This window comes from uncultured Sphingomonas sp. (assembly GCF_964237155.1).
Lineage (GTDB): Bacteria > Pseudomonadota > Alphaproteobacteria > Sphingomonadales > Sphingomonadaceae > Sphingomonas.
This window is the reverse complement of sequence record NZ_CAXSHH010000002.1, coordinates 89014-107136: the sequence shown is the minus strand read 5'-3', so window position 1 is coordinate 107136 and position 18123 is coordinate 89014. Positions and strand designations below refer to the sequence as shown.

At 69.6% G+C, this 18123-nt stretch carries 20 protein-coding genes; 7 read left to right on the top strand and 13 right to left on the bottom strand.

Features of this window, described 5'->3' with window-relative positions:
* The 7 genes from ACFE71_RS01155 to ACFE71_RS01125 form a co-directional block, all read right to left on the bottom strand.
* The coding region (locus ACFE71_RS01155) for an adenylosuccinate synthetase (RefSeq protein WP_375426980.1) at positions 1-688 on the bottom strand (688 nt) is incomplete at its 3' end.
* A gap of 509 nt (positions 689-1197) precedes the next feature.
* Positions 1198-1629: a hypothetical protein gene (locus tag ACFE71_RS01150; RefSeq protein ID WP_375426979.1), complete on the bottom strand. Its 432-nt coding sequence runs from the start codon at positions 1627-1629 to the stop codon at positions 1198-1200.
* Positions 1630-1764: 135 nt separating this feature from the next.
* Positions 1765-2061 (bottom strand): GIY-YIG nuclease family protein, encoded by a 297-nt coding sequence (locus ACFE71_RS01145; RefSeq protein WP_375426978.1) that lies wholly within the window; start codon positions 2059-2061, stop codon positions 1765-1767.
* Between the two features lie 70 nt (positions 2062-2131).
* Positions 2132-3226: an ATP phosphoribosyltransferase regulatory subunit gene (locus ACFE71_RS01140; RefSeq protein ID WP_375426977.1), complete on the bottom strand. Its 1095-nt coding sequence runs from the start codon at positions 3224-3226 to the stop codon at positions 2132-2134.
* The gene (locus tag ACFE71_RS01135; RefSeq protein WP_375426976.1) at positions 3223-3621 is read right to left on the bottom strand and encodes an endonuclease domain-containing protein; all 399 of its coding nucleotides are present in this window, start codon (positions 3619-3621) and stop codon (positions 3223-3225) included. Before ACFE71_RS01135 ends, ACFE71_RS01140 begins: the two co-directional genes overlap by 4 nt.
* Positions 3622-3696: 75 nt before the next feature.
* Entirely contained in the window at positions 3697-5274 is a 1578-nt protein-coding gene (gene serA, locus ACFE71_RS01130) for a phosphoglycerate dehydrogenase (RefSeq protein ID WP_375426975.1), read from the bottom strand.
* Positions 5275-5424: 150 nt separating this feature from the next.
* Positions 5425-6555: a phosphoserine transaminase gene (locus ACFE71_RS01125; protein WP_375426974.1), complete on the bottom strand. Its 1131-nt coding sequence runs from the start codon at positions 6553-6555 to the stop codon at positions 5425-5427.
* Positions 6556-6748: 193 nt separating this feature from the next.
* Between ACFE71_RS01125 and ACFE71_RS01120 the strand changes: the two genes are divergently transcribed.
* Together ACFE71_RS01120 and ACFE71_RS01115 are read left to right on the top strand one after the other, a co-directional pair.
* Positions 6749-7390, top strand: coding sequence for an extensin family protein (locus tag ACFE71_RS01120; RefSeq protein ID WP_375426973.1), 642 nt, complete (start codon positions 6749-6751; stop codon positions 7388-7390).
* Between the two features lie 10 nt (positions 7391-7400).
* Positions 7401-8294 (top strand): LOG family protein, encoded by an 894-nt coding sequence (locus tag ACFE71_RS01115; RefSeq protein WP_375426972.1) that lies wholly within the window; start codon positions 7401-7403, stop codon positions 8292-8294.
* Positions 8295-8310: 16 nt separating this feature from the next.
* Here ACFE71_RS01115 and ACFE71_RS01110 read toward each other — a convergent pair whose 3' ends face one another.
* Entirely contained in the window at positions 8311-9015 is a 705-nt protein-coding gene (locus ACFE71_RS01110; protein ID WP_375426971.1) for a c-type cytochrome, read from the bottom strand.
* A gap of 161 nt (positions 9016-9176) precedes the next feature.
* Here ACFE71_RS01110 and ACFE71_RS01105 point away from each other — a divergent pair, with 161 nt between their 5' ends.
* The gene (locus ACFE71_RS01105; RefSeq protein ID WP_375426970.1) at positions 9177-10067 is read left to right on the top strand and encodes a prephenate dehydratase; all 891 of its coding nucleotides are present in this window, start codon (positions 9177-9179) and stop codon (positions 10065-10067) included.
* 70 nt (positions 10068-10137) lie between these two features.
* On the opposite strand, the gene ACFE71_RS01100 is transcribed toward ACFE71_RS01105, so the two are convergent.
* From ACFE71_RS01100 to ACFE71_RS01085, 4 genes are all read right to left on the bottom strand, one after another.
* Positions 10138-10782 carry a PEPxxWA-CTERM sorting domain-containing protein gene (locus ACFE71_RS01100; RefSeq protein ID WP_375426969.1) on the bottom strand — a complete coding sequence of 215 codons (645 nt, stop codon included), beginning with the start codon at positions 10780-10782 and terminating at the stop codon, positions 10138-10140.
* Between the two features lie 138 nt (positions 10783-10920).
* Positions 10921-11844 carry an NAD(+) diphosphatase gene (nudC, locus tag ACFE71_RS01095; RefSeq protein ID WP_375426968.1) on the bottom strand — a complete coding sequence of 308 codons (924 nt, stop codon included), beginning with the start codon at positions 11842-11844 and terminating at the stop codon, positions 10921-10923.
* Entirely contained in the window at positions 11841-13214 is a 1374-nt protein-coding gene (locus ACFE71_RS01090) for a serine hydrolase domain-containing protein (protein ID WP_375426967.1), read from the bottom strand. The genes nudC and ACFE71_RS01090 overlap by 4 nt, the downstream gene beginning before the upstream one ends.
* Positions 13211-14239 (bottom strand): A/G-specific adenine glycosylase, encoded by a 1029-nt coding sequence (locus tag ACFE71_RS01085; RefSeq protein WP_375426966.1) that lies wholly within the window; start codon positions 14237-14239, stop codon positions 13211-13213. The genes ACFE71_RS01090 and ACFE71_RS01085 overlap by 4 nt, the downstream gene beginning before the upstream one ends.
* Positions 14240-14253: 14 nt before the next feature.
* On the opposite strand from ACFE71_RS01085, the gene ACFE71_RS01080 reads away from it, so the two are divergent.
* Genes ACFE71_RS01080 through ACFE71_RS01070 form a run of 3 tightly spaced genes read left to right on the top strand, consistent with a single transcriptional unit; the run spans position 14254 to position 16207 of the window.
* Positions 14254-14775, top strand: coding sequence for a DUF721 domain-containing protein (locus ACFE71_RS01080; RefSeq protein ID WP_375426965.1), 522 nt, complete (start codon positions 14254-14256; stop codon positions 14773-14775).
* A 1-nt stretch (position 14776) separates the two neighbouring features.
* On the top strand, positions 14777-15442 hold the full coding sequence (locus ACFE71_RS01075; RefSeq protein ID WP_375426964.1) for a DsbA family protein: 666 nt from the start codon (positions 14777-14779) through the stop codon (positions 15440-15442).
* Between the two features lie 30 nt (positions 15443-15472).
* A complete protein-coding gene (locus ACFE71_RS01070) occupies positions 15473-16207 on the top strand; it encodes a DsbA family protein (RefSeq protein ID WP_375426963.1) in 735 nt (244 codons plus the stop codon).
* A 10-nt stretch (positions 16208-16217) separates the two neighbouring features.
* Here the strand turns inward: ACFE71_RS01070 and ACFE71_RS01065 are convergent, their stop codons facing one another.
* Positions 16218-16610: a hypothetical protein gene (locus ACFE71_RS01065; protein ID WP_375426962.1), complete on the bottom strand. Its 393-nt coding sequence runs from the start codon at positions 16608-16610 to the stop codon at positions 16218-16220.
* 147 nt (positions 16611-16757) lie between these two features.
* Between ACFE71_RS01065 and ACFE71_RS01060 the strand changes: the two genes are divergently transcribed.
* Positions 16758-18029: a putative DNA modification/repair radical SAM protein gene (locus ACFE71_RS01060; protein WP_375426961.1), complete on the top strand. Its 1272-nt coding sequence runs from the start codon at positions 16758-16760 to the stop codon at positions 18027-18029.
* Positions 18030-18123: the final 94 nt, after the last annotated feature.

Genomic DNA, 18123 nt, shown 5'->3' with positions numbered 1-18123 from the left:
CGATATCGAGCAGCACGCCCTGCGCGCCCTCGAACAGGATGCGGCGGCCGCGCGCGCGCGCTTCGTTCAAGTCACGCCAGACGGGCTTGGCGAAGGCGAGGACGAAATCGGCGATCCCGCGCAGGTCGGTTAGGAGCTGAGTGCGATCGACGGGGGGCACGCCGAAGCCGGCGCGGAGCGCGTCGTGGTGCGCGAACAGGCGGTCGAGCTGCGGCTGGAGGTCGTCCAGATGCGCCAGGTCGCAGACGCGGATCGCCCGCCTGCCGACCTTGTCCTCGTAGGCCGGGCCGATGCCGCGTCTGGTGGTGCCGATCTTGCCCGCGCCGCTGGCGTCCTCGCGCAGGGCGTCGAGATCGCGGTGGAAGGGCAGGATCAGCGGGCAGGTGTCGGCGACGCGGAGCGTATCGGGGGTGACCGCGATCCCCTGCCCCGCGAGCCGATCGATCTCGGCCTGGAGCGCCCAGGGGTCGAGCACGACCCCGCCGCCGATCACCGACGGCGTGCCGCGCACGACGCCCGAGGGGAGCAGCGACAGCTTGTAGGTTTTGTCGCCGACGACGAGCGTGTGGCCGGCGTTATGCCCGCCCTGGAAGCGCACCACCATGTCGGCGCGCTCGGCAAGCCAGTCGACGATCTTGCCCTTGCCCTCGTCGCCCCACTGCGCGCCGATCACCGCTACGTTGGCCACTGTTTACTCCCAAGCCGTTCGGGTGGGCGTTAGGGCGGGACGGCCGGAGGGTCCACGGGTTTGGACGCGTGCGGGTGGCGGGAAGTTCACTAAAGTTCATGCCAAGCGCGGCTGGGGAGTGCGGGATGAAGGTGACGAAGGTGACGCTAGTTGGCCTAATTGCGTGGTGAGGTGACTGTATCGAGCGACGGACGGTGCGTGACGCATGATCCCACTTCGTCACCCCGGACTTGTTCCAGGGTCCATGGTCGTGCGCGCAACCACGCCGCCGAGTTCGCCCAACGATGGATGCCGGAACAAGTCCGGCATGACGGAAGATGTGGGACCCGCCCTTCCCCAAACGGGCCATCGCGGCTTGGTACCGACCTCCGTCGGGGAGGCGCTTAGCAGGGGAAGCGGCGCGCGTATTGATCGCGCGTAAGGTGGTCGAGGCGGTTCGGTCCGGCACCGTCGAGCTTGGATCAGAAGTCGATCGTGTAGGAAAGCACTATTCTCGTCGGTCCGGACTTTCAGTCACCTTTCGACCGGATGAGTCCCGCCAGGAAGAAGAACCAGCCGATCGTCATCAGTGCGCTGGAACCGAGAACCATTATCGACACCCCCATTTCGGTCAGCCGGTCGGCATCGTGGCCCGCGCCGGCGATGGGCAGCGATGCGCTTGCACCTGTCGTGGCCGACAACGTCAACCCGATCCAAAGACCGTACATCCCGACCATGATCGACCATCGAGCGATCTTCGAGAAGACGGCATTCAATGAAACTACAGACCAGACCACCCCCACGACCATCAGTACCGTGCCGCTCTGAACGGCGGTCAGATGCGCCGACAACGCCATTCTGGGGTTGGTGAATGACTGAACGACCGCACCCTGAAGCAGGCCCAGCAGGAATAACGCCGCCCCTGAAATGACCAGCGACCTTTGGAACGACATGGACGGCATCCGAATATCTTATCGGCCTCGCCCCAGTTCGCAAAGCCGACGTTCGGCATCAGCATTGTCCTAACGGCGGGTTCCACCCCCACCCGTCACCCCGGACTTGATCCGGGGTCCCGCTGCCTTCCTGACCGATGGTCGTCACGCCAACTCGTCGAACAGGTCGCGCCAGTCCGGGTTGCCGCGCTCGATCAGTTCGAACTTCCAATCGCGTCGCCATTTCTTGAGGCGTTTCTCGTGCGAGATGCACTCGGCGATGTCGTCGCCGCGTTCCGCCCAGACAAGGCGGGTGAGGCCGTAGCGGGCGCAGAAGTCGGAGCCCTCGCCGCTGCGGTGTTGGTGAATGCGGGCGGGTAGGTAGGCGGTGACGCCGATATAGACCGTGCCGCGGTAGCGGTCGGTCATGATGTATACCCAGCCGCCGCGTCTCATGCTCATCGACACAGGAGAGAAGAAGCGGGACCCCGGGTCAAGCCCGGGGTGACGGCGAGGGGGACAGCAGCGCCGACTACCCTACCGCCTCCGCCGCTCCGTTTCGCCAAACATGCGTCGCGAGCTGCGCCTCGGGCGTGTCCCCCTCCAACGCGGCGACCGTGACCCAGCCCTCCGCGCGGAGCGCCCTGCCCTGCTCGGGCGACGTGCCGAGCGGGAGGAAGAGGCGGCGGCGTTCCGGGGCGGAGGCGATGAGCGCGTCGGCGTAGAGGGAGAAGCCGGTGGCGGGTTCCTCCGCGCCGTCCTCGTGGACGACCGTGTAGGTGCCGCCGCGGCCGACCTCGGCGGGGGCGCCCGCGACGAAGAGCGAGAAGCCGAGCCAGGATTGGTATTCGAAGCCGTGGCGCTCGGTCGGGTCGAGCGTGAGCTGGGCGAGCCCTGCGACCCCGTCCGCGATCGCCTGGAGGCCGTCCAGGCGGGTCGCGAGCGCGCCGGTGCGGTCGAAGGCGCGAAGGCGCGCGACCGCCGCATCGAACGGGCCGGCCGCCTCGATCAGCGGAAGGTAGGCGGGGGCGATCGCCGCCACGCCGCCGGCGTCCTTGGCGTCGAGGCGGTCGCGTAGGGGGGCGACCTGGGCCGGATCGACCGGCATGGCTCCGCGCGCGAGCGTCTCGACCAGGTCGGGGAGGGTGAAGTCGATCGAGAGGCCGGTCGCGCCGGTCGCGGCCAGCGCCTCGGCGGCGACGCCGACCAGCTCGCGCGCGGCGGCGACGGTGTCGAGGCCGATCAGCTCCGCGCCGATCTGCCGCCGTTCGCGCGCGGGGCTGAGCTCGGGCGCGCGAAGGCGGAGGACGGGACCGGCGTAGGACAGGCGGACGGGGCGCGGATGATGCGCCATGCGCGTGGCTGCGATGCGGGCGACCTGCGCGGTAAGGTCGGGGCGGATGGCGAGCGTCGCTTGCGACACGGGATCGACGAAGCGGACAGCGTCACGGAGCGCGCCGGCCTTGAGGCGGGTGCCCAGCGCCTCGGCGAACTCGGCGAGCGGGGGGTCGACGCGTTCGTACCCGTGGAGGCGGGCGACCTCGAGCACGCGCGCTTCCACGGCCGCGGCGGCGTCGGCGTGGGGGGGCAGGCGGTCGCGGAAGCCTTCGGGGAGGAGAGCGGTCATTCTTCTTCTCCCTCTCCCCTTTGGGGAGAGGGTCGGGGAGAGGGGCTGTTCGATAAAGCCACCGTTATGAGGGTGAGCACCCCTTCTTCGTTTCCAATCACGTCGGCGTTGGCGAAGCGGATGACTTGGTAGCCTTCGCCCTTCAGCCATGCCGTTCGCTTGGCGTCGTACTCCGCGCTGGCCGCGTGCGTGTCGCCGTCGACTTCGATGATCAGCCTGCGCTCGCGAGCTACGAAGTCGACGATGTAGTTGCCGATCACGTCCTGGCGGGTGAACTTGACGCCGTTCAGGCGTTTCGCTCTCAGCTTGTACCAGAGCCGCGCCTCGGCCGGAGTCGGGTTGCTCCGCATGGCCTTGGCGTTTCTTAGGCGTTTCTTCTCGCTATCTTCGTCCACTGAACAGCCCCTCTCCCCGGCCCTCTCCCCGGAGGGGAGAGGGAGATCTTGTCGTCTCCGTCCTCGCTTTTCGCGTCAGAAGGTCAAGCCCATCGCAGTCCTTACGCCGCCCAGCGCCTTGACGCGGGCAAGGAGGTCGGGGGTGACGGGTCCGTCCAGCGACAACAGCACGATCGCCTCGCCGCCGGTGTCGCGGCGGCCGAGATGGAAGGTGCCAATATTGACGCCGGCCTCGCCCAGCAGCGTGCCCAGGCGGCCGATGAAGCCGGGGCGGTCCTCGTTGACGACGTAGAGCATGGGGCCCGCGAGATCGGCCTCGACCTTGATGCCGAATAGTTCGACGAGGCGCGGTTTGGAGTCGCCGAACAGCGTGCCCGCGACCGAGCGTTCGCCGTCCGCCGTGCCGACGGTGACGCGGACGAGGGTGTGATAGTCGCCCTCGCGCTCATGGCGCACTTCGCGCACTTCCAGGCCGCGTTCGCGGGCCAGGAATGGCGCGTTAACCATGTTCACGATGTCCGAATGGACCCGCATGAAGCCCGACAGCACGGCCGACGTGATGGGTTTCAGGTTCAATTCGGCGGCCGCGCCCTCCGCCTCGACCGAGACGGAGCGGATCGCGCCGTGGGCGAGCTGGCCGACGAGCGAGCCGAGCTTTTCGGCGAGCGCCATGTAGGGACGGAGCTTGGGCGCTTCCTCCGCCGACAGGCTCGGCATGTTGAGCGCGTTGGCGACGCCGCCGGTCAGGAGATAGTCGGCGAGCTGCTCGGCCACCTGGATCGCGACGTTGACCTGCGCCTCGGTCGTCGACGCCCCAAGATGCGGGGTGGAGACGAAGCCGGGGGTGCCGAAGAGCGGCGAGTCGGTCGCGGGCTCCGTCTGGAACACGTCCAGCGCCGCGCCCGCGATGTGGCCGCTGTCCAGTCCCGCCTTGAGCGCCGCCTCGTCGATCAGCCCGCCGCGCGCGCAGTTGATGATGCGGACGCCCTTCTTCGTGCGGGCGAGCGCGTCGGCGGACAGGATGCCGCGCGTCTGGTCGGTGAGGGGCGTGTGGAGCGTGATGAAGTCGGCGCGGGCGAGGAGCTCGTCGAGCGGGACCTTCTCCACGCCCATCTCGACCGCGCGCTCGGGGGTGAGGAACGGGTCGAAGGCGATGACCTTCATCTTCAGGCCGCGCGCGCGGTCGGCGACGATCGACCCGATATTGCCCGCGCCGATCAGCCCGAGCGTCTTCGAGGTGAGCTCGACGCCCATGAAGCGGTTCTTCTCCCACTTGCCCGCTTGCGTGGACAGGTCCGCCTCGGGCAGCTGGCGGGCGAGCGCGAACATGAGCGCGATCGCGTGTTCGGCGGTGGTGATCGAGTTGCCGAAGGGGGTGTTCATTACGACCACGCCCTTCGCCGACGCCGCCGGGATGTCGACATTGTCGACGCCGATGCCCGCGCGCCCGACGACCTTCAGGTTGGTCGCGTGGTCGAGGATGTCGCGGGTGACCTTGGTCGAGGAGCGGATGGCGAGGCCGTCATAGTCGCCGATGATGGCTTTCAGTTCGTCGGGGGTCTTGCCGGTGATCTCGTCGACCTCCAGCCCACGTTCGCGGAAGATCGCGGCGGCGCGGGGGTCCATCTTGTCGGAGATGAGGACTTTGGGCATTTCTGTTCCTTTCGAAACCCTCTCCCGCTTTCGCGGGAGAGGGACAGGCGCGGTACGCGCCAGGGTGAGGGCAGTGCTTTGGGCAACCTGCCCTCACCCGACCTCGCTTCGCTCGGCCACCCTCTCCCGCGAAAGCGGGAGAGGGGTAGATCAGGCGGCCTTCGCGCTCGCGTAGGCCCAGTCGAGCCAGGGGCCGAGCGCTTCGATGTCGGCGGTGTCGACGGTCGCGCCGCACCAGACGCGCAGGCCCGGCGGAGCGTCGCGGTAGCCGGCGATGTCGTAGGCGGCGTCCTCCGCCTCGAGCAGCGCGGCCATGCGTTTGATCAGCGGCTCGTCCGCGCCCGCGACGGTCAGGCAGACGCTCGTGCGCGAGCGGGTGGCCGGGTCGGGCGCGAGGTGGCCGAGCCAATCGCGCGCATCGACGATGCGGTCCAGCGCGGCGGCGTTGGCGTCCGACCTGGCGATCAGCCCGCCCCGCCCAAGCGACTTGGCCCATTCGAGCGACCAGATCGCGTCCTCGACGGCGAGCATCGAGGGGGTGTTGATCGTCTCGCCCGCGAACACGCCCTCGGCCAGCTTGCCCTTGGAGGCGAGGCGGAAGACCTTGGGGAGCGGCCAGGGCGGGGTGTACGTCTCCAGCCGTTCGACCGCGCGCGGGCCGAGGATCAGGACGCCGTGCGCGCCCTCGCCGCCGAGCACCTTCTGCCAGGAGAAGGTGGCGACGTCGATCCGGTCCCAGGGCAGATCGTAGGCGAAGACCGCGCTGGTGGCGTCGGCGACGCTCAACCCCTCGCGGTCGGGGGCGATCCAGTCGCCGTTCGGCACGCGGACGCCCGAGGTGGTGCCGTTCCAGGTGAACAGCACGTCGTGGGTCCAATCGACCGCGTGCAGGTCGGGGAGCGAGCCGTAGTCGGCACGCATGACCACGGGGTCGATCTTGAGTTGCTTGACCGCGTCGGTAACCCAGCCCTCGCCGAAGCTCTCCCAGGCGAGCGCGGTCACCGGGCGAGCGCCCAGCATCGTCCACATCGCCATCTCGTACGCGCCGGTGTCGGAGGCGGGGACGATGCCGATGCGGTGCGTATCGGGAAGCTGGAGCGCCTCGCGCATCAGGTCGATGCAGAGTTTCAGGCGTTGCTTGCCGAGCTTGGAGCGGTGCGACCGGCCGAGGCTGGCGACGGCGAGTTCGCCGGGGGACCAGCCGGGCGGCTTGACGCACGGGCCGGAAGAAAAGAATGGACGCGCGGGCTTCAAGCCCGGGCGGGTCGGGGTATTCGTCATGGTCTCTCCTCACAGAGAGCGCGCGCGGCGTTGGGACCGCGTGGCCCGTCCCGGCCGGTAGCGGTGGATGGGTGCGGGGGCAAGGTTGATCCCCCTTTTCCCCGTCACCCCGGACTTGTTCCGGGGTCCATGGTTGGGCAACAACCAGACGGTGGGGAGTGCGTACAGCGATGGATGCCGGAACGAGTCCGGCATGACGAGGGAGTGGGGCGTGGTCGCGCTCACCTTCCTCCTCGCAGCGTGCGGGCGTTCGGAGCGGCCCGCCCCTCCCCGGGCCGATGTCGAGCGTCCGCCCGCGCGGGAGATCGCGCAGTGCCACGCCGACCTGCGCGCCGAGGGGGTCGCGTTCCGCGTGCTGCCCGACAAGCCGACGGGCGCGGGGTGCGGGCTGTACGGGACGGTGCAGCTGCTCGACATCGGCGTGCCGGTGACGGGGATCACCGCGATGCGGTGCGGCAACGCGCGGGCGTTCGCGGGATGGGTCCGAAACGCGGTCGCGCCGGCGGCGTACCAGGGGCTGGGGTCCGAACTGACGCGGGTCGCGGGCATGGGCACCTACGCCTGCCGGAACGTCGTCGGCGCGGGCCGGGATGACCGACGGTCGGGACATGCGACCGCCAACGCGGTCGATGTCGCCGCGTTCACGCTGCGCGACGGACGGCGGGTATCGATCGCGGACGACTGGGCGTCGGAGGACCCGGCGGTGCGCGGGTTCCTCCGCACGATCCGGCGGTCGGCGTGCCGGCGGTTCGGCACGGTGCTGAGCCCCGACTACAACGCCGCGCACCGCGACCATCTGCATCTGGAGGATGACGCCGCGCGCTTCTGCCGCTAACGCGCCGCCGATGACCGACACCCCAGTTTCCGGCCCGGTACCCGACCGCGTCTTCGCGCCCGCGCGCCAGGAGGCCGAGAGCGCCGCGACCGGCCTGTCGACGCCGCAGACCGACGATCCCGCCTATAGCTTGGCGTTCCAGGACATGGACTTCCTGTTGCGCGAGGATCTGCGGCCCGTGCGGTTCCAGCTGGAGCTCTTGAAGACCTCGCTCATCATGGAGGAGGCGCATATCGGGTCGACCTTCGTCTTCTACGGCTCCGCGCGCATTCCCGAGCCGGCCAAGGCGCAGGCGCTGCTGGCGATGGCGAGCGACGAGAAGTCGAAGCGGATCGCCGAGAGCCTGGTCGCCAAGGCGCACTGGTACGACGTCGCGCGCGAATTGGCGGGGCTGGTCAGCAACTTCCCGCGCGACGGACACGGCCAGCGGCATTTCGTGGTGTGCTCGGGAGGGGGGCCGTCGATCATGGAGGCGGCGAACCGGGGGGCGGCGGACGTCCATGCCGATTCGATCGGGCTCAACATCGTGCTCCCGCATGAGCAGGCACCCAACCCGTACGTCACGCCGAGCCTCTCGACGCAGTTCCACTATTTCGCGCTCCGGAAGATGCACTTCCTGCTCAAGGCGCGCGCGCTGGCGGTGTTTCCCGGCGGGTTCGGGACGTTCGACGAGCTGTTCGAGCTGCTGACGCTGATCCAGACGGGCAAGATCGCGCCGATCCCCGTGCTGCTATACGGCCGAGAGTTCTGGGACCGGGTAGTCGATTTCCAGGCGCTGGTCGACGAGGGCGTGGTGTCGGAGCGCGACCTGGGCATCTTTACCTACGTCGACACCGCCGCTGAGGGCTGGGCGACGGTGCAGCGTTTCTACCGCGAGCGGGCGGAGAAGGGGGGGGATTACTAAGCCGGCTGCTCGGGGATCAATTCCCGACCTTCGCGCCCTTTTCGGCGGCCGCCGGGTCAATCGACGGCGCGCCGGTGGAGGGCGATGCGGTGTTGGCGATGTCGGCTGTCGGGTTTGCCTGGGCGTTGGCGATCGCCTCGACGGCCTTGGGTTCGGTCGCACCCGTCTCGGTCGCGGCGGCGCCCGGGGGCGGGGCGGCGGGAAGCGGCAGGTTCGATCCCTGGCTGTTCAGATAGGCGATGACGTTGGCGCGATCCTGGCCGTTGCCGAGCCCCGCGAAAGTCATCTTGGTGCCGGGCGCGAACTTGCGGGGGGACAGCAGCCACGCATTCATCTTCTCGAAATCCCAATTGCCGCCGACGCCCTTCAACGCGTCGGAGAAGCCGTACCCCCCGCGCCCGGCCGCCATCCCCTCGCCGACCACGCCATATAGGTTCGGGCCAATGCCGTTCGCGCCGCCCTGGTTGATCGTGTGACAGGCCGCGCATTTCTTGAACACGTCCGCGCCCTTGGCGGGGTCGGCCGACGCCAGCAACGTCGCGATCGGCACCTGCGCGGCCGCGCCCTCCGCACCGCCCTCGGCGGCGACGCCCTCGATCACGTAGCCCATCTTTTCGGGGCGCTCGCCGGTGAACACCATGCTGCCGACGATCGCGAGGCCGAGCGCCGCGCCGCACGCCGCCAACGCCCAGCCGGCGATCGTATTGGTCTTGATATCCATGTGGTCGACGTACGCCTTTGGAGGTTACTTTACCGGCCTACCTAGAAAATAGTGCCCGCGCCCGCAAGCCGTGCGTGGCCCGGTTGCAACATCGATCAAGAGCCCCGGGTCGCGCGCGGGCGCTTGCCCGCCCCTTGCCCACCGCCTAACCGCCATCGCCGATGGAACGATTTCCCGCCCCAGCCCGCCCGCTCGTCGCCCGGATGGTCGCGGTCGCGGCCGCCGATCCCGCCCGCGCGATCGCGTTCCAGGGCGCGCCGGGGGCGAACAGCCACCTGGCCGCAACGCAGGCGTATCCTGACGGGTCGCCGCTTCCCTGTTTCGACTTCGCCGACGCGATCGACGCGGTGCGCGACGGGCGGGCGGACGCGGCGATGATCCCCATCGAGAACTCGCTCCACGGACGCGTGGCGGACATCCATTTCCTGCTGCCCGAGTCGGGTCTGGGCATCGTGGCCGAGCATTTCCTGCCCATCCGCTACGCGCTGATGGGCCGCGCGGGCGAGGTGGTCCGGCAGGCGGTCAGCCATCCCCAGGCGCTCGGCCAATGTCGGCACTGGCTGCGCGGCCGGGGGATCGAGCCCGTCCCCTACCCCGACACGGCGGGCGCGGCCGCGCTGGTCGCGGAGCGGAGCGAACCGGGGCTGGCCGCGCTCGCCCCGCCGGGCGCGGCCGCGCTCTACGGGCTCGACCTGTTGGCGACCGACGTCGCCGACGCCGAGCACAACACGACGCGCTTCGTGATCCTGGCGCGCGAGGCGGCCCCGCCGGTCGGCGCGGGGCCGTGGTTGACGACGCTGGTGTTCGAGGTCCGGAACGTCCCCGCCGCGCTCTATAAGGCGATGGGCGGGTTCGCGACCAACGGCGTCAACATGTTCAAGCTGGAAAGCTATCAGCGCGGCGGCAGCTTCGCGGCGACCGAGTTCTACGCCGACGTCGAGGGGCGGCCCGGCGAGCCCGGGCTCGACCGCGCGCTGGAGGAGCTGGGTTTCCACGCCAAATGGGTGCGGATGCTGGGAACGTATCGGCGAGCGCGGGAGCGGGGTGCGTGAGCGCGGACGTTCACGAACGCACGTGCCCGGAAGGCCGGGCCGCGTGTTCGATCCGGCGGGACGGTATCGTTCAGGCCGGGCGCATGCTCGCCACGGCCGGGCGACGCCGCATCGCGCCGCCGATCGCTCCGAACCCGACGATCATCATCGCCCACGTCGCCGGTTCAGGGACGACGGGGCGTAGCGGCGTATAATCGTACTCAAGCGACCAGGCGGCGCTTTTCGAGGTGATCGACACGTCGTTGACGAAGCGGCCGCCGAGATCGCCGAAAACAAGGTTGAAGGGCGGATCGACCGCAAGCGACGAAAACGTGCCGCCCGAGCCGATCAGCGCATTGTAAAAGGACGAGTTGGGATCGGTCGGCACCCCGATATTCACCGTATACGGCACCACCGGCAACGTGATCTCGGTCGCGCCGAGGTCGAACACCGCGGTGCCGGCGCCCTGAACATTGCCGTCAATCGTCAGGGGGCCGAGGTAGATGCCGAAATATGCGGTCGCGCCATACGTCGTGGACGCGAATAGCGGGCCGTTCAACTTGACCAGATAAGTCGCCGATCCGCCGGTGACGTTGGCGGTGATTGAGTTGAGCGTTCCCAGGGAGGGATCGAACTTGTCGACGGTGTAGGAACCCGGTCCGAAGAAGTTCTGAACGATCGTCGCCGCCCCTGCGGGCGCACTGGCGGTTGCGGCTAAAGCCGTGAGAAAGGTCATGACCTTCGCCATATCGAAGTCTCCTCGACGCCGCAGGAAACATAGACGTATTTTCAGCAGCCGGCAATACTGTATCGAACAAGAAATAAGCTTCGCGGGTGTCTACGCCGGGGCGGCCGTTTCTTGGTGGAAGCGTCCTTACGCCTCCTCGACCCACCGGTTCAGCAGGGTATGCGCGATGGCGTAGGGCGGGGGTGCGAGGAACGGCCCCTCCCCGCCCGCCAGCACCGCGCGGACGGCGGCGCGATCGACCCAGATCGCCTCTTCGATCTCCGTCTTGTCGAGCGTCAGCGCGTCGTCGACGGCGGTCGCGACGCAGGCGATCATGAGCTGCGACGGGAAGGGCCAGGGCTGACTGGCGACGTAGCGCACGTCCTCCACGCGCACGCCCGCCTCCTCGTGGATTTCGCGCGCGACCGCCTCCTCGACCGACTCGCCGGGCTCGACGAAACCCGCCAGCGCGGAGAAGCGGCCCGGCGGCCAGGACGCCTGGCGACCGAGCAGCGCGCGGCCCCCGTGCTCGGCGATCATGATGACGACGGGGTCGGTGCGCGGGAAATGCTCGGCCGCGCAGGACGTGCAACGGCGGACCCAGCCCGCGCGGACGACGGCCGAGGGCGCGCCGCAGTTGGCGCAGAAGCGGTGGCGCGCGTGCCAGTCCAGCACGGCGCGCGCCTGCGCGTAGGTCGCCGCCTCGCCGGGCGGCATTTCGCCGAGCGCGCCCAGCAGGCGCGGCGAGCGGAAGGGCGAACCGCCGGGTTCGTTCGTGATCCGGGCGAAGCGGGGGTGATCGCCCTCCAGCCCGAGCAGCACGAGGTCGGCGGCCGGGTCGGTGGTGGGGTCCTCGCCGGGGTCCGGGGCGGCAAGGCTTGTCCAGGCGAGGCGGCCCTTTTCGGTCACCTGCGGCTCGTAGCCGGGACCCAGGACGAGGACGCGCGCGCCCCGGTCGGACAGCGCGGCGGCGAGCGCGTCGGGATCGTTCCGGAGTCGATCCGCGCGATCGAGACGGCCACCGGTGAAACCGGGGGGCGCCCGGCCGGCGGCGGAGCCCTCCGACGTCACGGGCGCACCGACTCCAGATCGCGCGCGAGCGCGGCGGGGATCTCCTGGCGCAACGGCCAGCGTTCGGAGGAGAAATAGTTGACCATCACCGTGCCCCGCACCCGGCGCACCGGATCGACATAGGCGATCGTCCCCGCCGCGCCGCCCCAGCCGTAGGTGCCCTTGCCCGGCCCGCCGGGCTTGTCGGCGAGGTACACCGAGCCGCCAGCGCCATAGCCCATCGGCGTATCCGCGCCTTGCGTGCCACCGGCTCCACCGCCGACGCCCTGGAAGGTCACGCCCGCGGGCAGCAGGTTCGACATGGCGAGGCGCGCGGTCTCCGCCCTCATCACGCGCGCGCCGTCCAGCGCGCCGCCGTTCTGGAGCATGTGGAGGAACCGGTCGTAGTCGCGCGCCGACGAGACGAGCCCCGCGCCGCCGTAGGGAAAGCTCGGCGGCCGGAGATAGACCGACGTCCGGGCGGGATCGGCGACGACGCGGGTGGTGCCGGTCGCGTCGGGTTGAAGCGGGTTCGCGCCGATGAAGGCGTAGTTGGTCGCCAAGCGCCCGGCCTCGGCCGCCGGCACGGTGAAATAGGTCGAATCCATGCGGAGCGGGGTGAACAACCGCGCTTGCAGGAAGCGGTCGTACGGCATCCCCGACACGCGCTCGATCACCGCGCCCAGCACGTCGAGGCCGATCGAATAGCTCCAGCGCGTGCCCGGATCGGCGATGAGCGGCAGCGTCGCCACGCGGCCCGCGAACGCCTGGAGCGAGGTCGGGCGGACGCGGCGCGCCTGCTCCTCGATCAGCGCGTTGGCCGCGCCGGGCAGGATGCCGAGCCGCTCGTACTCGCGCAGCAACGGCCCCTTGGTGACGATGTTGTAGCCCAGGCCGGCGGTGTGCGTCATCAGGTGGCGGATCGTGATCGGCCGCGCGGCGGGGCGGCTGGCGAGCCCGTTCGCGGGATCGGTGAGGACGCGCATGTTCCGAAAGGCGGGCAGAATGTCGGAGACGGGCTGGTCGAGGCCGAGCTTGCCCTCTTCGACCAGAATCATCGCGGCCATGGCAGTGACGGGCTTGGTCATCGAATAGATACGCCACAGCGTGTCCGGCCCGGCCGCGACCGTCGAATCGTCGGCGATACGGCCCGCCGATACGAAAATGGTCGGCCGGCCCGCCCGGCCGAACGCCGCGACGATCCCCGGCATCTTGCGGTCGCGGACGTAACCGTCGAACAACGCCTGGGTGACGGGCAGCGGCGCGGCGCGCGCCTGCGTCTGCGTCCGCGGCGCGGGCGCGCGCCGCGCCTGCCCCGCCCAGGCACCGGTCGCGATGAGGGTCGCCGCCCCCGCCATCGTCCCCATCATCATCGTCGCCGTCCGCTTCATCGCCCGCTCCTCAGCGCTTCGGCCGCACGCCTGAACACGGTGGGGAGTCCCGCCCCGTCCAGCGCCGCGATCGGCCACCATTCGCCCTCCTCGTGCCCCGCGCCCGACCCGACGGCAAGCGCCAGCCGCAGGCGGAAGTGCGTGAACCCGTGCTCGACCGTGTTCGGCAGCATGCGCCAGCCGGTCGCACCGGGCGCGTTCGCGAAGCCGGGCGGCTCTTGCGCCCACGGTCCGGTAGGCAGCGCCAGCATCCCGCCGAGCAGCCCACGCGGCGGACGGCGGTGGAGGAGGACGCGGCCGCCATGTTCCAGCCAGAACGCCGTGCCGTGGCGTCGCGGGCGCTCCGCCCTTGGCTGCTTGACCGGATACCGACCGGGTTCGCCGGTGGCGTAGGCGTCGCACCATCCGCGCACCGGGCAAAGCAGGCAACGCGGGCGCTTGGGAGTGCAGACGGTCGCGCCGAGGTCCATCACCGCCTGCGCGAAATCGCCCGCGCGCATGTCGGGCGTAAGCATGTCGGCGGCGATGCGGATCGCGGGGCGGGACCGCGGAAGCGGCGTGGCGACCGCATGAAGGCGCGATACCACGCGCTCGACGTTGGCGTCGACGACCACCGTCCGCTCATCGAAGGCGATCGCGGCGACGGCGGCGGCCGTGTATGCGCCCAGCCCGGGCAGCATGCGCAACTCCGCCTCCGTTCGCGGGAAGCCGCCCGCCGCCGCCACCGCCTTGGCCGCCGCGTGCATGTTGCGCGCGCGGGCATAATAGCCGAGCCCCGCCCAAGCGGCCATGACCTCGGCCTCCTGCGCCGCCGCCAGCGCCCCGACATCCGGCCAGCGCGCGACCCAAGCGGTGAAGCGCGGGCGGACGGTGGCGACGGTGGTCTGTTGAAGCATTACTTCCGACACCCACACGCGGTACGGGTCGGGCATCTCGCCTGGCTTGGCGCGCCACGGCAGGTCGCGGCGGTGCCGGTCGTACCAGTCGAGGAGGGCGGGTGCGACCGAAGAGCGCTTGGCGTCCACGGGCGCGCTATGGCATGGACAGCGCGATGAGCAAACGCTCCCCTCCCCCCTCCCCGCCCGAGCGGCAGAACCGGTCGCGACAGGTGGCCGAGTTGCTGCCACAGGTGGGTGGCGCGGCATTCCGGCGCTTCGGCTTCGTGCAATCGTCGATCGTTAGCCGCTGGCCCGAGATCGTGGGCGAGCGGTATGCCGGGGTCAGCCAACCCGAATCGCTCCGCTTCCCGCACGGGTCCAAGCGGGACGGGACGCTGACGCTCACCGTGCGTGGCGCGCATGCGGTGATCATGCAGCATATCGTGCCCGAGATCACGGAACGGGTGAACCGCTTCTTCGGCTATCCGGCGGTCGCGCGGGTGGCGATCCGCCAGGGCGAGGTGGCCAAGCCCGCCGCCCGCACGGCCCCTCCGTCGATCCGCGCGGTTCCCGCCGAGCTCGGCGCGGGCTTGAAGGCGATCGCCGACCCGGAGCTGAAGGCGGTGCTCGAATCGCTCGCCGCGGGCGTCGCCGCGTCGGGCTCGCTACCCAGGATAAGTTGAGATGTTCCGTCCGCTCCTCGCTTTCGCGACGTCGTGCCTTTTGTCGAGCGCCGCCCCCGCCCAGAAAAGGGCGATCGACTGGTCGGCGACCGCGCGGCCGCTGCCGAGCGGGGCGTATCTCGTCGGCAATCCGGCCGCGCGCGCGAAGCTGGTCGAATATGCCAGCTACACTTGTTCGCATTGCGCGCACTTCGCGGTCGAGTCGAAGCCGGTGCTGAAGGACGTGATGATCCGGTCGGGCTCGACCAACCTGGAGCTCAGGCATGTCATCCGCGACGCGCTGGACCTGTCGGCGGTGGTGGTCGCGCGCTGCGCGGGGCCGTCGGGTTTCGCCAAGGTCAGCGACGCGATCTTCGCGGGACAGGATGACTGGCTGCCGCGCGGGGCCGCGTTGGATCGGACAGGGGCGGACCAGCCGCTCGCCGTTCGCCTACGCGCGCTCTCCGACGGGTCGGGGCTGTCGGCGATCGGGCGCGCGAACGGGGTCACCGTCCAGCGGCTCGCCGCCTGCTTCGCCGACCGCGCCGCGATCGACCGGGTGATCGCGGCGAGCGGCGCGATGCCGCCGGAGGTGCGGAGTACGCCGACGTTCTTCCTTCAAGGCCGCCTCGCCCCGGCGTCCGATTGGATCCGGCTGGAGCCGTTACTGCGCGCCGCCGCCGGGTAATCGACATACGATGATTTTCAGGAGCCTCTCATGACCCGTTTCGCCCTTGCCCTGCCCCTTCTCGCGCTCGCGTCCTGTTCGGGCGAGAGCGGGACCGCAGCGACCGGCAACGCCACGACCCTGGCGGCCACGCCCGCGCCGGCCGGGCGCAACTGGACGGAGACGGTGACGCGGACGCCCGAAGGCGGGTACCGCATGGGCAACCCCGACGCGCCGGTAAAGCTGGTCGAATACGGCGCGCGCACCTGCCCGACCTGCGGCGCGTTCTCGCGCGAGGCGGCCGAGCCGCTGGCGAAGAACTACGTCGCGAGCGGCAAGGTGTCGTTCGAGTTCCGCGACTTCCTGGTGCACGGCGCTCCCGATCTCGCGGCCGCGCTGCTCGGCCAGTGCGGGGGGACGGCGACTTTCTTTCCTTTGCTCGACCAGATGTACGCCGCCCAGCCCGCCACGCTCGACCGGCTGCAGCAGGGGGGTGCCGCGCTCGAGCAGCGGCTCCAGGCGCTGCCGCCGCGCGGGCAGATCGCCGCGCTCGGCGATGCGATGGGGCTGGTCGATTTCGTCAAGCAGCGCGGCATCCCCGAAGCCAAGGCGCGCGCCTGCCTGGCCGATACCGCCGCGCAGGACGCGCTGACCAAGGCGTCGGGCGACGCGCAGGCGAGCGGCGCGGTCACGGGCACGCCGACCTTCCTGCTGAACGGCGCGCCGATCCCCGGGGCGGTGGCGTGGCCGCAGGTCGAGCAGGCGCTCAAGGCCGCAGGAGCCTGAGCGCGGTCGTTCAGCCCCGCAACAACGCCGTCGTGGCGGCGCGCTCGCGGGCGAGATGGCACCTGACGGCGGCGACCAGCGCGAGGGCCGCAGCCTGATATTCGGTCCAATGGTCGAGGATGCTGACCTTGCTCCATTTGGCGACATAGGTGCGGAACGCGTCGCCGCTCGCGATGCATTCGGCCTTCAGGCGGCGCGCGGCGGCGGCATCGGCCGGTGAACCGCGCCGCATCACCGGATCGAAGATCTCGTGATGCTTGAACGCCTGGTACGCGATGATCGCTCGCGCCAGCGCCCAACGCGACCGGGCGAGCGCCTCGGCGTTACGCTCGGGCGAGCGGAGAACCTGTTCGTCGCGCCGGAGGATGTCGTGGATGACCGTCTGATGCTCACCCAGTCGCATCAGTCGAGAATCGGAAACCATGTATCTGCAACCATCGTCTAGAAACTACATGAGTAACTAAACGAGAGTTAATGAACGAGCAAGGTAAGCCACTGAATCTGCGTGTACTTACCACAAGTTGCACGGAACGCGCGCCTTGCCCGCCGGATGTTGCGAACATATATCGAACCTGTGGGGCAGATCGGCATTCAGGAGAAACTCGGCATCCTGGCCGATGCCGCGAAGTACGATGCGTCCTGCGCCTCGTCGGGCACCGCCAAGCGCAATTCGCGCGACGGCGTCGGGCTCGGCTCGACCGAGGGGATGGGCATCTGCCATGCCTATGCGCCCGACGGCCGGTGCATCAGCCTCCTGAAAATCCTGCTGACGAACAGCTGCATCTTCGATTGCCATTATTGCATCAACCGTAAGAGCTCGAACGTCAGGCGTGCGCGGTTCACGGCCAAGGAGGTCGTCGACCTCACCATATCGTTCTACAAGCGCAATTATATCGAAGGGCTGTTCCTCTCCTCGGGCATTATCCGTTCCTCGAACTACACGATGGAGCAGATGGTCGAGGTCGCGCGGTCGCTGCGCGAGGATCACCAGTTCCGCGGCTACATCCACCTCAAGACGATCCCCGACGCCGATCCCGAACTCGTCCATCAGGCGGGGCTCCATGCCGACCGCGTATCGATCAATGTCGAGCTGCCGACCGTCGGCGGGCTGAAGCGCCTCGCGCCCGAAAAGTCGGCGGTGCGGATCGAGGACGCGATGGCGGACGCCAAGGCGGCGATCGCCGACGGTAAGGACGCCAAGGCCAAATACAAGTCCGCGCCGACCTTCGCGCCGGCGGGCCAGTCGACGCAGATGATCGTCGGCGCGGACGCGGCGACCGACGGCGACATCGTCACGCGCGCGTCGACGCTGTATGACAGGTTCGGCCTGCGCCGCGTCTATTACTCCGCCTTCAGCCCGATCCCCGACGCCTCGGCGGTGCTGCCGCTGTCGCGCCCGCCGCTCATGCGCGAGCACCGGCTGTATCAATCCGATTGGCTGATGCGCTTCTACGATTATCGCCCGGACGAGGTGGTCGCGGCCGCCGACGACGCGACGGGGATGTTGCCGCTCGACATCGATCCCAAGCTCGCCTGGGCGTTGAAGTTCCGAGACCGCTTTCCCGTCGACATCAACCGCGCGCCGCGCGAGGACCTGCTCCGCGTGCCGGGGTTGGGCGTCAAGGCGGTGGATGCGATCGTGCGCGCCAGGCGCTGGCGGCGGCTCAGGCTGGACGATGTGGCGCGGCTCACCGTTTCGATCGCCAAGGTCCGACCGTTCCTGGTCGCGGAGGATTGGCGGCCGGTGGCGCTGACCGACCGCGCCGATCTGCGCCCGATCGTCGCACCCAAGGTCAAGCAGCTGGAATTGTTCGGGGCCTAAGCTTGGCCCCTCGCTCCCGCCATTCTCGTCACCCCGGACTTGTTCCGGGGTCCATGGTCGCGCAATAGCTCATGATCGCCGTGCACGCACGACG